This window comes from Cupriavidus sp. (assembly GCF_057315035.1).
The window spans coordinates 26,361-39,517 of sequence record NZ_DBHKYV010000041.1; the positions used below are offsets into that span (position 1 = coordinate 26,361).

General features: G+C 63.7%; 11 protein-coding genes. 1 reads left to right on the forward strand and 10 read right to left on the reverse strand.

Annotated elements, in window-relative coordinates:
* Positions 1 to 59: 59 nt before the first annotated feature.
* The 10 genes from ACO550_RS32480 to scpC form a co-directional block, all read right to left on the reverse strand.
* Positions 60 to 824, reverse strand: a complete 765-nt coding sequence (locus ACO550_RS32480; protein WP_315595121.1) for a hypothetical protein — start codon at positions 822 to 824, stop codon at positions 60 to 62.
* A gap of 34 nt (positions 825 to 858) precedes the next feature.
* Positions 859 to 1,284: a hypothetical protein gene (locus tag ACO550_RS32485; protein ID WP_315595120.1), complete on the reverse strand. Its 426-nt coding sequence runs from the start codon at positions 1,282 to 1,284 to the stop codon at positions 859 to 861.
* Positions 1,285 to 1,313: 29 nt separating this feature from the next.
* Positions 1,314 to 2,099, reverse strand: coding sequence for a hypothetical protein (locus ACO550_RS32490; protein WP_315595149.1), 786 nt, complete (start codon positions 2,097 to 2,099; stop codon positions 1,314 to 1,316).
* Between the two features lie 143 nt (positions 2,100 to 2,242).
* Positions 2,243 to 3,028 carry a heme ABC transporter ATP-binding protein gene (locus ACO550_RS32495; RefSeq protein ID WP_315595119.1) on the reverse strand — a complete coding sequence of 262 codons (786 nt, stop codon included), beginning with the start codon at positions 3,026 to 3,028 and terminating at the stop codon, positions 2,243 to 2,245.
* A gap of 1 nt (position 3,029) precedes the next feature.
* Complete coding sequence (locus tag ACO550_RS32500) at positions 3,030 to 4,022, reverse strand: iron chelate uptake ABC transporter family permease subunit (protein ID WP_315595118.1); 993 nt, start codon at positions 4,020 to 4,022, stop codon at positions 3,030 to 3,032.
* A complete protein-coding gene (locus tag ACO550_RS32505; protein ID WP_315595117.1) occupies positions 4,019 to 4,861 on the reverse strand; it encodes an ABC transporter substrate-binding protein in 843 nt (280 codons plus the stop codon). The genes ACO550_RS32500 and ACO550_RS32505 overlap by 4 nt, the downstream gene beginning before the upstream one ends.
* Positions 4,862 to 4,875: 14 nt before the next feature.
* Positions 4,876 to 5,916 (reverse strand): hemin-degrading factor, encoded by a 1,041-nt coding sequence (locus ACO550_RS32510; protein WP_485995076.1) that lies wholly within the window; start codon positions 5,914 to 5,916, stop codon positions 4,876 to 4,878.
* A 25-nt stretch (positions 5,917 to 5,941) separates the two neighbouring features.
* Positions 5,942 to 7,276 carry an HmuY family protein gene (locus tag ACO550_RS32515; RefSeq protein WP_315595115.1) on the reverse strand — a complete coding sequence of 445 codons (1,335 nt, stop codon included), beginning with the start codon at positions 7,274 to 7,276 and terminating at the stop codon, positions 5,942 to 5,944.
* A 34-nt stretch (positions 7,277 to 7,310) separates the two neighbouring features.
* Positions 7,311 to 9,296 (reverse strand): TonB-dependent receptor, encoded by a 1,986-nt coding sequence (locus ACO550_RS32520; RefSeq protein ID WP_315595114.1) that lies wholly within the window; start codon positions 9,294 to 9,296, stop codon positions 7,311 to 7,313.
* Positions 9,297 to 9,512: 216 nt separating this feature from the next.
* A complete protein-coding gene (gene scpC, locus ACO550_RS32525; RefSeq protein WP_315595113.1) occupies positions 9,513 to 11,033 on the reverse strand; it encodes a succinyl-CoA:acetate CoA-transferase ScpC in 1,521 nt (506 codons plus the stop codon).
* Between the two features lie 342 nt (positions 11,034 to 11,375).
* Here scpC and ACO550_RS32530 point away from each other — a divergent pair, with 342 nt between their 5' ends.
* Positions 11,376 to 13,133 (forward strand): FAD-dependent oxidoreductase, encoded by a 1,758-nt coding sequence (locus ACO550_RS32530; RefSeq protein ID WP_315595112.1) that lies wholly within the window; start codon positions 11,376 to 11,378, stop codon positions 13,131 to 13,133.
* The last annotated feature ends 24 nt before the right edge of the window (positions 13,134 to 13,157 follow it).

Genomic DNA, 13,157 nt, shown 5'->3' on the forward strand with positions numbered 1-13,157 from the left:
CCTGACTCGGCGTTCAATCGAAAGCATATCAGTTGCAAGTTGCGTCTTGAGGTGGCAGTTCAGTGATTGGCACTGGCCGCGGCGCGCTGAGGCAATAGCAGGATACAGGCGGCCATGAAGGTCATCAGTACCGCCGACGCGGTGAAGCGATCCATTGCCATGCCACCGGCATTGAGCGGCTTGTCCAGGAAGTCACCAACGACAGCACCAAGCGGACGGGTCAGGATAAACGCTGCCCAGAACAACAACGTCCGGGAGATCGAAGTCCAGTAGTACGCCGCGGCAAGTACCGTGAGCAGCGTGCCGAAGACTATGATCCCTCCCACATACCCGAGCCCGATGGTATCGGCTGTCCAGTCGCCGAGAGCAGTGCCCAGTGTTTGCGAGAACATGATGGTCACCCAGTAAAAGATCTCTGCCTTCGGCGTATGGATCGAAGCAATGGAGACGGTTCCCATCGAGCGATGCCATATGAACAATGACAGCAGCAGTAGCACCAATAGCAGCGCGCTACCCCCTGGATATCCGATACCCAGCGAGCGGTCGGCGAAGTCCGCCAGCGTGGTGCCGACCGTGGTCGTGGCAACGATGGTCACCCAGTAAGTGGCCGGATGATAGTTCCTGGCACGGACTTGTGCCACGACGGCGACCAGGAAGACTGCTGCAAAAATGAACGTGCTAAGCAGGTATCCAAGGTGCATGGACATCGAAAGGGCATCGCCGCCGGTCTCGCCCAGCGTCGTCGCCGCAATCTTGATGAGCCAGAATCCGAACGTGACCTCGGGAACCTTGCCAAGCGCTGTGCGAACGTCGGTCGAATGCATCGGTTTTATCCTCGCAATGGTTGATTGGCGCCGCTCATGCCTTGCCACTGAGGCTATCGAACGTCCTCAAAAGGTCTGTCATCGCAGCCTTGCACTCTCCTTGCGTCGGCTTGGAAGCACGGAGCGCGCCCAGGGCGCGGTCGATTGCCTTGTCGAGCGTGTGCCAGTCGCCCACGGCGCGGGGCTTCAGGCCAGCTTCGGCGCGGTCCCATGACACTTCAAGGTCCTTGATACGGGTTTTCGCCGCGGCAAGATTGCCGGCGTCCACGAGCGACTGCACGTCCACGGCGATGCTGTGGAATGCCCCCAGATCGCCAAGGGCAGTCGGAGCTCTGCTTGGCGCCTGGACTACCTGCTGCGAGGTTGCGCCAGCGGGCGCGGAGTATCCAGCGACTGGTGCCAGCAACACGGCGAGCGCGAGTGCGGCGGTTTGGCCTTTGAGCGGTGCGAAGAGGAGCATGGTGTGATCCCTTGTAAAGTCAGTGTTGGTCAGTTGGAAGAGGAATAACTGTCGCTTCGGCCATTGGCAGCCAACTGCTCAATGGTTACGAGGATGACAATCACGATCATGAACATGGCGCTGGTCCAGAGCGGACCCAGGCCAAAGCCTCCATAGTTCCTGTCCTGGGTCAGCAGGTCGCCGAGCGATGCGCCGAATGGCCGGGTAAGGATGTAAGCGATCCAGAACGTGAGTACGGTGCTGACGCCGAGCCGCCATGCAACGTACGACAAACCGATGCACACGCCGAACGCTACGACACCCCACGCGAAACCCAGTCCGAGTGCTTCCGTTGCAAGATCGCCCGCCGCGGTACCGAGTGCGAATGTGCAGAGGATCGCAACCCAATAGAACAGTTCGCGCTTCGGGGTGAAAATCGACTTGATGGAAAGGGTGCCTTCGAGCCGGTACCAGATCGCAAGGACCAGCAGTAGTACCGCGCTGAAGATTGCCGTGCTGACATACAGGCTGACGCCCAGGCCATCTGTCAGGATGTCGGTGACTTGCGTACCGACAATGCTCACCAGCACGACGGTGAGCCAGTAGGTCCACGGCGTATATCGGTGCGTGCGCATTTGATAGCCCCAGGCGCACAGCAACAGGAAAGCCATTGCAGCCGTGGTGACGGCCTGGCCCCAGCCAATGTTGACAGCGAGAAAGTCGGCCGCGGTTTCGCCGACCGTCGTTGACAGGATCTTGATGATCCAGAACGAAAGGGTGATTTCGGGGACCTTGCTGGCCCACGCTGCACCGGTATTGAGCTGGCGTTGGCTCATGCCGGCAATTGCGGCATGACGATAGGGGTCTGTGCTTGCTGGCGGTTGGTCCATTCCTCGTCCTCCAGTTGGGATGTTCAACTGGAGGCAAGGTTACGCATCAAGACTTAGCCGACACTTAGCGTGTCCGAAAGGCGGGGCAATCAGCCAAAAATCACCAACGGCGTGCCTTGATGGACCGGCGACTCCAACACCGTGGCTGGCATGCCATAGACATCGGCGAGGTGGGATTCTGTGAGTACTTCGCCGGGGGTGCCGAGGGCGCGGGCGCGGCCGTCGGAAAGCAGCAGCAGGCGGTCGCACCAGCGTGCCGCGAGATTGACGTCGTGCAGCACGACCAGCACGGCAAGGTTCTCGGTACGGCTCAGCGTGCGTGCTGCCGACAGCAGCATGACCTGATGGCGTGGATCGAGGCTCGAGATCGGTTCATCGAGCAGCAGCGCCCGATAGTCGTCCGACTGGCGGCAGGCGAGCGCCTGTACCAGTGTGCGGGCGAACTGCACGCGTTGTTGCTCGCCGCCAGAAAGGCTCTGGTAGTCGCGCATGGCCAGGTGCGTGGCATCGGCCAGTTCCAGTGCCCGTCCGATCAGTGTGTCGAGCGCGGTGGCATCAAGCTCAGGAAACGGATAGCCGCCCATCGCCACCACTTCCGTCACGCCCAGGTCGAAGCCGAGGCTTGGCGATTGCGGCAGTACGGTCCGTCGGCGCGCTATTTCACGTACGCTCCAGTCGCGTAGCGGGCGGCCATCCAATGTGATATCGGAACTGTCGCTGGCGAGCTCGCCGGCCAGGGTGCCGAGCAGCGTGCTCTTGCCCGCGCCATTGGCGCCAAGCACGCCGAGCACCTCCCCCGGATGCAGCTCCAGGTCGATGCCCGACAGCACCTGGCGACGGCCGCGACTGCAGCTCAGATTGCGTGCGACCAACATTTCAGGCTCCCTTTCTAGTCAGCATCCAGAGCAGGAACGGGCCGCCCACCAGGCTTGTAACAATGCCGATCGGCAACTCCGCAGGAATCACCACCGTGCGTGCCAGCCAATCACCGAGCGTCAACGCAATGGCGCCGCCGGCCAGTGTGTTGGGCAGCAGCCAGCGATGATCGGCACCGAACGGCATGCGGATCAGGTGAGGTACCACCAGTCCCACGAACGAGATGGTGCCGGTGACGGCCACCACCGGCCCGACCAGCAAGGCAGTCAGCACGATCAGGCGCAGGCGCAATCGTTTCAGGTCGAAGCCGAGGTGATGCGCTTCGCGTTCGCCGAGCAGCAGCGCATTCATTGCGCGCCAGTCGCGCAGCAGCAGTGCGCACAGCACCGCGACCAGCGGTACCAGCCATGCGAGCATGGACCATGTGGCGCCAGCCAGGCTGCCCATGTTCCAGAACGTCAGGTTGCGCAACTGGACATCGCTCGCCTGGTAGGTGAAAAAGCCGACGATAGCGGCGCAGATGGCGTTGATGGCGATACCGGCCAGCAAAAGATTGCCTACGCCGGAACGGCGCGAGCCGAGCCGATAGGCGAGTGCCGTGGCCGCAAGGCTGCCGCCGAACGCCGCCGGGGCGATCTGCCCAAGCCCTTCGGCACCCAGCACGATCGCGGCCACGGCGCCCGCCGCACCGCCGAGCGAGATGCCAATCAGCCCCGGTTCCGCCAACGGGTTGCGGAACAGTGCCTGCATGACCGCGCCTGACAGCGCCAGCGCCGCGCCCACGGTGATGGCCAGCACGATGCGTGGCAGCCGTACTTCGATCAGTACATTGCGCCACATCGCATCGTCGCCTTCCACCGAGGATGACCATAGCAATGGCAGCAGCTTGCCATGAGGAATCGACAGCGCGCCGCTGGCGGCGGCCCATAGTGCCGTGAACACCAGCATGGCGCACAGTGCCGCAAGTACGCCGAGCCGTTGGGTGCGTATCATCGCGCGGCCGACTTGCGCGGAGTCAGGCCGTCCTGGAGCAGGCGCAGGGCCTCTGGGAGGCGCGGGCCGAAGCCGAGCAGCAGCAGGTCGTCCATCACGATAATGCGCCGGGCGCGCGCCGCAGGCGTGGCATTGAGGCCCGGCTGGGCCAGGAATGCCTCGGCATTGCCGCTGGCATTGACCGACATCGTGGTCGTGACGATGACATCCGGGCGCAGCGCCGCCGCGGCTTCCGCCGAGAATGGCTTGAACCCCTTCTGTCCAGCCAGCACATTGGTCGCGCCCGCCAGCTTCAGCATGGCATCGCCCGCGGTGTCCTCGCCCACGGCCTGCATCTTGCCCGTGTGGCTGCTTACCATCAGCACCCGCACCGGTTCAGTCACGGGTTTGATGTCGCGGAGTTCGGCGTGCAGCTTGTCCACCAGTGCCTGGCCCTTGGCAGGCATGTCCAGCGCGGTGGCCACGCCAAGAATGCGCTGGTCGAGTGCCTGCAGGGTAGGCTCGGACGGCAGTACTACCACCTTGCTGCCGAGCTTGCGCACCTGCTCCAGCGCTTGCGGCGGGCCGCTCTGGTCCGACGCCAGCACCACGTCCGGCTTCAGGCTCGCCACGCCTTCCACCGAGAACGTACGGTAGTAGCCCACCTTGGGCAGCTTCAGCGCGGCCGGCGGAAAGATGCTCGATATGTCGGCGCCTACCAGCAGCCTGCCGGCATCGAGTGCATACACGATCTCGGTCACGCCACCGCCCAGCCCGACCACGCGGGCCGGCGCAGCGTGGGCGCCCCCGATGCCCGCAGCGCAAAGCAGGGGTAGCAACACATTGCGAAGCAGTTTCATCTCGGAACTCCCGGTCATGCGGCCAGTGCGACGGGACACAGCGACTGCAGCAACTCGCGCCACGCCGACAGTTCCGGCTTGCCAGGCTTGCGTTCACCAAAGAACTGGACGATCAACTCGCCATCGGCGCGGTACAGTTCCAGTGATGTGACCCAGCCGTCCACGGTTGGCTTGTTGACGACCCAGCTCGAGGCGACGGCTTCGGTGTTCAGGTGCAGGTTGAAGGTTTCGTCGAGCACGTTGAACCATGGGCCGGTGCGCAGCAGCTTCTTCACCGGGCCGGTGTGAATCTGCACGATGCCGCGATTGGCGACGAAGCACATGATCGACAACCCCGTGTCCGCCGCATGCTGCAGCACGGCTTCCACGGCGCCGGGGTCTACCTGTTGCGCGAGGTCCGTGCCGGCGGTGCGCAGTGCACCGAGCCGCGATACCTTGAACTGGCGCAGCATCGCAAAGAAATCGTGGGTGTCCTTGAGGTTGCGCCAGTGCGTGCGCAATGCGTCTCCGTCGGTGGGGTGGTCCGCTTCCTCCACCGCCGTGAAGCGTTCAATTGCCACCGGCGCGATATCGGGCGCGGCATGCCGGTCCAGATAGGTCTGCCAGGCAGCGGCATCGGTCTGCTCGGTGCGGTAGACCTTGTGCACGGCCTCGCCAGCCTTGTCGAAGAACTGCAGGCTGTCACGGCCGTTCTCGGTCACGGCGTAGAAATGCTTCCATGCGCCGAAAAACATGCGCAGGTCGATATCGGGTCCCAGCACGATGCCAACCGGGCCATTCGCTTCGATGCCCTGGTATTGACCGTGCCGCTCGTGAACGGCGTTGTCGTTGCGCGAGAGCGCCATCACCGGCCCGAGCGTGCCCAGGTCACGGAACAGCGCCTGCGCCGTACCCCCCAGCTGGCGTGCGGTGACACCGCAGCCGGCTGCCACCAGTTCCGCCTCGCTCACGCCCAGCCGCTGCGCGCGGTCGCGGATGCGCAGCTTCGGGTGTTCTTCGATAAGCGCCTGGTGGCGCTGGCGCAGGGTGTCGATGCGTTGCTGTTCCATTTCCATCTCTTCAATGATTTGTCAGGGCAGGTCAGGGCTGGACGTCAAAGTTGATCGTCCAGGTCTGGGCGCTGGCGTTGTTGTTCGGGTCGGCGTAGACGATCTTCGTCAGGTGGAAGCGTGCGTACGTGGTGCCTTCGCCGCCACGGATCAGGCCGCCAGCGTCGGGGTTGGCGCTGATCAGGTGGGCAACCGAGGGCAAGCCGTTGGCTGCGGCCGCGGCGGCGGTCGGGAAGTACGTGTACCAGCCGAAGTTCATCGGGCTTGGATAGGTACCCGTATAGGCCGGGCTCAGTGTCGAGGCGGTGGTGTCCTTCTTCCACGCGGAGGCCGTGGCCGGCACGGCAAGGTCCGATGCCGTCAGGTCCGCTGCCAGCGCGGTCAGGTTGCTCGCGTCGGTGAACTTCGACGCCACCGGCTTGCCAGTAGTGGAGTCGTAGAAACCGGTCGGTGTCTTGGCCAGGAAACCTGCCACCGTGCCGCTGCCCGACTCGCCGCCATTGAGCTTGATGTTGTAGCGGTTGAAGGCAATGTGCCAGGTGCCGGTGGCCGAGCTCACGGCCTTGGCTACGAGGTCGTAGTAGACCCAGTCAGATCCCGACGCGTTGACGCTGTCGGACAGGATCGTGCCCGGCGCGCTGCGATCGACCCAACGGAACGACGGATAGCCCGACGTGGTGCCGCCCGCACCACCGTAGTAACCGGTGATCTGCAGTGCAAACACCGGCGCCAGCGCCGTGCCGATATTGTCGGCGAGGGCACTGTTCGTGGTGATCAGGTACGTGCGATAGGTCGGGTAGAGCAGGTGGTCGGTCGTGGCGCCAGTCACACCGTATTCAAAAGCGGCGGAAGCGATATCGTTGGTGCCCGAGAACACGCCGCTGGCCGAATCCTTCAGGAACACCGTGGCGGGCAGCGTGCCGTTGACGGGGTCGATCGTCGCATTCTTCCATGCCGACAGCGCGGTCCAGGTGTGGTCGAACGGCGTACCGAAGGCGCCGCCATTGCCGGTGCCGCTGGTACCGCTGTTGGTCCAGAGCGAGGCACTCATGCCGCTGCTCTTGACCTTCAGGTCCCAGTTGGTGCCGGTGCAGCCAGCCACCACGGCCTTGCTGTTGAAGTCATAGCAGATCGACGAGCCGTTGGCGGGCAACGTGAAGGTCCATTCGGCCGATTGCGTGAATGCGGACGTCGAAGCGGGCGGGGTGGTGGTGCCGCCAGAGCTGCCAGTGGTAGTCGTGCTGCTGTCGTCGCCACCGCCGCCGCACGCGGCCAGGGTCAGCGCGAGCGCGGCCGCGCCAAGCGGGCGCATGAAAGGAAGCGTGAAAGGACGCAGGGCGCGTCGGGATTCGAGACTATCGTTCATGGTGTGGCTTTTCCCCGTGGTTTCTGGTTTCTGATTAGCGGACGACGTCGACGTTGAAGCGTGCGCCCAGGTAGATAAAGCGCCCCGCCACGGGCCCGAAGTCACTGGCATTTGCAAAATCGCGCTGACGGTTGAACAGGTTGTTCACGCCGGCGAACGCCGTCACGTTGCGGCCGATCTTCTGGTTCAGCACGAGGTCGAGCGTGCCCCAGCCTGGCGAGCGTGCGCCGGTGGTGGAGTCGGTCAGTTCGCTGCTCTGGAAGCGCGCGCGTGCCGACAATTCGGTGGATGGCAGCACGCGCACGTCGGCGCCGACCCGGCCCATATGGCGCGGACGGCGGGTCAGTTCCGCGCCGGTATTGAGATCCTCGGTCGCCGTGTACGTGTAGGCTGCCGACAGGTTCAGCTGGCTGGTTGCGCGCCAGCGCAGCGAAGTCTCCGCGCCTTGGGTGCGGGCACGCGCCACATTGCGATACGTGTAGACCGCGATGCCGTTGACCATCGTGAAATTGGTCATGTCGGTCTGGATCAGGTCCGTGACGCGGTTGTAGAACAGGTTGGCGTCGAGCGTGACGCGGTCGCGCCAGCTCAATTGCCCGCCCAGCTGGAAGCTGTTCGACGACTCGGGCTTGAGGTTCGGGTTGCCCAGCACGATGTAGCCAAGCGAACTGTGGTCGAACAGGTAGTGCCGTTCCTTGAGGTTCGGCACGCGGTAGCCCTGGCCGTAGTTGGCGCGCAGCACGCCTTTCCAGGTGTCGTTCGAGAGCAGGTTGGCGCGTACGCCCACCTTTGGCGCGAAGTGGCTGCCGAAGTCGGAATCGTGCTGGCCGCGCAGGCCGACGATCATTTCCCAGGTCTCGTTGAACAGGATGTCGTTCTGCAGGTAAAGCTCGCCGGCATGGCGCTCTGCGCTGCCGGTGCCAGTCAGCTCCGAAGTACCGTTGACGTTCTGTTTGAGTGTTTCGCGATGGAAGTCCCCGCCGAACTGCCAGAGTTGGCGGTACCACGCCGGCAAGTCGAACTGCGTTGATACGTGGTCGGTCTGCTGCGCCGAGTTGCGTGTCGAAGTCTGGAAGCCGTTCGAGTATTCGCGTGACGTGCTGTCGTAGGTTTCATGCACCCCGGCCAGGCGCGCACGAACACCATTGTCGAAGCGCCACTGGCCACCATAGGTGTAGCGGTTGCGGTCGATGTCCTCGGTCTTGCGCTGGGGCACGTAGCTGGGTGGCGCGTAGTACTGGTAGCGCTGTTCGTCGGTCTCGCGGTAGGCGCTGGCGTCAAACCAGAAGTTTCCGGCCTTGCTGGGAAGCCACTCGAGGCGGCCGGCGTATTGTTCGCGCCGGATCTTGTCGCCGCGGCGCGTCCAGCCGTCCGGGTCGACCGCGAACCCCTTGTTGTCGAGCCCATCGGCGGTGATGCGGGCACGAAACTGCTCCGTGCCACCTTCGAGCCTGACGTTGCCGTGCAGGGCGCCCGGGGAGCCGTCGGCATTCTGTGCACCATAGCTGCCCGCATCGGCCGTGGCGGCAGCGGAAAACCCCTTGGAAATCGGGCGCGTGATCACGTTGATGACGCCGCCCATTGCCGAACTGCCGTATTGCGCGGAACTGGCTCCCTTGACCACTTCAACGTGGTCGACCTCGGTCAGCAAATATTGCGACACGTCCACGGTGGACCCCGTGCTGGCGGTGATCGGCAGCCCGTCGATCAGGATCAGCACCTGGTCGCTGGTCATGCCCTGCAGCGTGACTTCGTAGCCGGACTTGCCGTGGATCTCGCGTAATTGCAGGCCGGGCACGTTTTCCAGCGCATCCTTGAGCGTGCGCGCATGCGTGCGTTCGATTTCCTGCCGATCGACCACTTCGGTACGGATCGGCGTTTCGTCCAAAGTCTTCTCCGAGCGGGTCCCGGTGACCACGACAGTCGGCAAGGGGTCGCCCGAGGCTGTTGCCTGGGCGCGGACGGACGGAATGGTCGAGAGCAGAGTGCCGGCCACGACGGCGATGGATGTCAGACGCATTGGGGGGCGACAGGCGCGCTTGTATCGAAACGAAAAGACGAATGATAATGATTCGTGTTTAAAAGTACAACTCCTTACAATGGGATACATTTAGTTACGTAATGGCTACGTGGGGATGTGCGGAGCGTGAAGCAGGAGGGGACCCGCAGCGTATGCCGCGGGTTGGGTCAGGCGGGTAGTTGGGCGTGCGGTCGGGCGTGCGGTCCGGCGCGTGGATCAGGCGGCCAGCGGTTCGATTGCGGGCGACGGGGCCAGCATGGTGCCGTGATCGCGGTAGTTCACATGCCAGGCGAACGCTTCTTCGAGCAGGTGGGGAGTCTGGCCGCCGCGCAGGCACGCGCGGCGGAAGTAGTCGCGCAGGCCATCGCGATAGGCCGGGTCGGCGCAGTTGTTGATCACCTGCAGCGCGCGCTCGCGCGGTGCCAGGCCACGCAGGTCGGCCAGGCCATGTTCGGTGACCAGGATATCCACGTCATGCTCGCTATTGTCGACGTGCGAGACCATCGGCACGATGCTCGAGATCTTGCCATCCTTGGCCACCGACTTGGTCACGAATACCGACAGGAATGCGTTGCGCGCGAAGTCGCCCGAACCGCCGATGCCGTTCATCATGTGCGTGCCACCCACATGCGTGGAGTTCACGTTACCGTAGATGTCGCACTCCAGCGCGGTGTTGATGGTGATCAGGCCCAGGCGGCGCAGCACTTCGGGATGGTTGCTGATTTCCTGCGGCCGCAGGATCAGCTTCTGCTTGTAACGCTCGATATCATCGAGCACGCGGCGATATACAGGCGCGGACAGTGTCATCGACGACGCCGACGCGAAGCGCAACTTGCCGGCATCGATCAATGCGATGGTGCTGTCCTGCAGCACTTCGGAATACATCGTCAGGTCGTGGAACGGCGAATCGGCCAGCCCATGCAGCACGGCATTCGCGATGGTGCCGATGCCTGCCTGCAAGGGTTGCAGCGACGGCGACAAACGGCCCGCGCGCACCTCGCGTTCAAGCAAGGCATTCAGATGTCCGGCGATCTGGCGCGTTTCCGCATCGGGCGGCAGCGCGTTCGACGGGCTGTCATCGCGTTCGGTAATCACGATGGCCGCGATCCGTGACGGATCCACGGGGATGTACGGCAGGCCGATGCGTTGTTCCACGGCGATCAGCGGAATCGGCTGCCGATACGGGCGCTGCACCGGGAATGCGATGTCATGCAGGCCTTCCAGGCCAGCCGACATGTTCAGGTTCAGTTCGACGATCACCTTTTTCGCCATCATCGCGAAGCTGGCGGAATTGCCGACCGACGTGGTAGGTACGATCCCGCCCGTCTCGGTAATGGCGGCGGCCTCGATGACCGCGATATCGACCGGCGCAAGCTGGCCGCTGCGTAGTTGCTCGACCGTTTCACCAAGATGCTGGTCGATGAACATCACCTCGCCGTTGTTGATCTTGCGGCGAAGCGTGGCATCGGACTGAAATGGCAGGCGACGCGCCAGCACATTGCTTTCGGCCAGGATCTTGTCGGTATCGTTGCCCAGCGAGGCGCCCGTGATCAGCGTGATCTGCAGCGGATCGGCGCTGGCGCGGCGGGCCAGTGCAATGGGCACCGCCTTGCAATCTCCGGCACGCGTGAACCCGCTCATGCCAACGGTCATGCCGTCCTGGATCAGCGTTGCGGCTTCATCGGCCGACATGATCTTGTCCTGGAGGGCGGCCAGGCGAATGCGATCGCGGTACATCTAGTCTCCTTGCTGGGGGCTGTCTGGTATGCCGCCAGGGGCCTTGTGGGTCCATGACGGACTGCGCGTCCTGAAGGCGCGCAGCACAGTGTAGCCAGCGCTTAATATTCTCACCATGATTTAAATCACTTGATAGCAGTCGCTTTTCTCATGGGTGCAAAGAGGATGCGCTTAGTCGTGGTGCAAGAACATTTGCAGACATTGCGACAGCCGCCGCGCACCTGAAAAACTTCAGGTGCGATTCCGCATCGGCAGCGCTACTATCAAGCCCAGCAAAGCAGTCCCGATCGATGCATGACGTGCCGGCAGTGTCCGGCAGCTTCACAACAGCGGGAGAAAAGCATGGAGATGACGCAGGCGACGTCGGAACTCGACGCCAATCCTGACAATGCGGACTCGGAGGCCACGCAGGAGCCGGTGGCTGGCCTGGATGCGCCATATTCAATGCTTGAGACGCGCCGTCATCAGATGTTTCCCACGTTGACGCATGCGGAAATCGACCGGGTCCGCCGCTTCGGCCAAAAGCAGGCCTGGCAGGCCGGCGAAATGCTGTTCCAGATTGGCGATGCCGGGCGCGGCATGTTCCTGATCCTTTCAGGCCGGGTTCGTATCGACCAGCGTGACGGCTTTGGCCACACCACACCGATTACTGAAGAGGGCCCGGGGCAATTCCTTGCCGAGGTCGGGCAACTGACCGGCAAGCCGGCGCTGGTCGATGCGGTTGCGCTGGAGAATGTGACCGCGCTGGTCATACCGCCCGATCGCCTGCGCGCGCTGCTGGTAGCCGAGGCGGACCTGGGCGAACGCATCATGCGCGCGTTGATCCTGCGCCGCGTGGGCCTGATCGAGCGCGGTGGCGGGCCGGTGCTGGTCGGCAAGGGCACCGAGCCATTGCTGTTGGCGCTGCAGGCATTCCTGCGGCGCAACGGCTATCCGCACAAGGTGATCGATGTCGAGGCCGATCACGATTCAACGTGCCTGCTCGAGATCAGCAAGGCGCCGCAAAGCGATTTTCCGATGGTGATCTGTCCGGACGGCAGCGTGCTGCGCGCACCAGATGAAGGGCAACTCGCGAGTTGCCTGGGGCTGGTGCCCGAGTTCGATCCCGGGCATGTGTATGACGTCGTCGTGGTTGGCGCCGGACCGGCCGGCCTGGCCACCGCCGTCTATGCGGCATCCGAGGGATTGTCAGTGGCCGTGCTCGATTGCCGCTCGCCGGGCGGCCAGGCCGGTGCCAGCGCGCGTATCGAGAACTACCTGGGTTTTCCGACCGGCATCTCGGGGCAGGCGCTGGCCGGGCGCGCATTCGTGCAGGCGCTCAAGTTTGGTGCGCACCTGGCGATTCCGCTGGAAGCGAAGGCTTTGCATTGCGGGGAAAGCCCGATCCAGCTCGAATTGGCAGATGGACGCAGGATTCCCACGCGCACGGTGGTGATTGCCAGCGGCGCGCAGTATCGCCGCGCTGAAATCGAATCACTCGACAAGTACGAAGGGCGCGGCGTCTACTACTGGGCGTCGCCGGTCGAGGCCAAGCTGTGCAAGGACGAGCACGCGATGCTGGTGGGCGGCGGCAACTCGGCCGGCCAGGCGGCGGTGTACCTGGCATCGCATGCGGCCGAGGTGCATATCCTGGTGCGTGGCGAGGGGCTGGAAGCCACGATGTCGCGCTACCTGATCGATCGGCTCAAGAGCCTGTCCAACGTGCACCTGCATACCCACGCGCAGATCACGGCAATGGAAGGAGAGGGCTGGCTCTCTACCGTCCGGTACAAGGAACAGGAGCAGGGTCCCGAATGCATGGCGGTGCCGATGCGGCACGTATTCCTGTTTATCGGCGCCGCGCCGAATACGGAATGGCTGCGCTCATGCAATGTCGAGACCGATCCGAAGGGCTTCATCCTGACCGGATATGACGCGCATCATTCGTGTACCGAGCGGGCCGACTACACGCTTGAAACCAGCGTGCCCGGCGTGTTCGCCATCGGCGACGTCCGTTCGGGCTCCACCAAGCGCGTAGCGGCCGCAGTGGGTGAGGGAGCCGCCGTGGTAGCGCAGATCCATAGCTATCTGGCGAGTCTGGAGGCGGTCGCGCGGGTCTAGGTTTTCTCCCCTCTCCCGCGCGCG

Bases quoted from the DNA above. Each gene is read 5' to 3' on its own strand.
- ACO550_RS32530 (WP_315595112.1), top strand. From the start codon at position 11,376: ATGGAGATGACGCAGGCGACGTCGGAACTCGACGCCAATCCTGACAAT.
- ACO550_RS32490 (WP_315595149.1), bottom strand. From the start codon at position 2,099: ATGAGCCAACGCCAGCTCAATACCGGTGCAGCGTGGGCCAGCAAGGTC.
- ACO550_RS32515 (WP_315595115.1), bottom strand. From the start codon at position 7,276: ATGAACGATAGTCTCGAATCCCGACGCGCCCTGCGTCCTTTCACGCTT.
- ACO550_RS32520 (WP_315595114.1), bottom strand. From the start codon at position 9,296: ATGCGTCTGACATCCATCGCCGTCGTGGCCGGCACTCTGCTCTCGACC.
- ACO550_RS32485 (WP_315595120.1), bottom strand. From the start codon at position 1,284: ATGCTCCTCTTCGCACCGCTCAAAGGCCAAACCGCCGCACTCGCGCTC.
- ACO550_RS32510 (WP_485995076.1), bottom strand. From the start codon at position 5,916: ATGGAAATGGAACAGCAACGCATCGACACCCTGCGCCAGCGCCACCAG.
- ACO550_RS32495 (WP_315595119.1), bottom strand. From the start codon at position 3,028: ATGTTGGTCGCACGCAATCTGAGCTGCAGTCGCGGCCGTCGCCAGGTG.
- ACO550_RS32505 (WP_315595117.1), bottom strand. From the start codon at position 4,861: ATGAAACTGCTTCGCAATGTGTTGCTACCCCTGCTTTGCGCTGCGGGC.
- ACO550_RS32480 (WP_315595121.1), bottom strand. From the start codon at position 824: ATGCATTCGACCGACGTTCGCACAGCGCTTGGCAAGGTTCCCGAGGTC.
- ACO550_RS32500 (WP_315595118.1), bottom strand. From the start codon at position 4,022: ATGATACGCACCCAACGGCTCGGCGTACTTGCGGCACTGTGCGCCATG.
- scpC (WP_315595113.1), bottom strand. From the start codon at position 11,033: ATGTACCGCGATCGCATTCGCCTGGCCGCCCTCCAGGACAAGATCATG.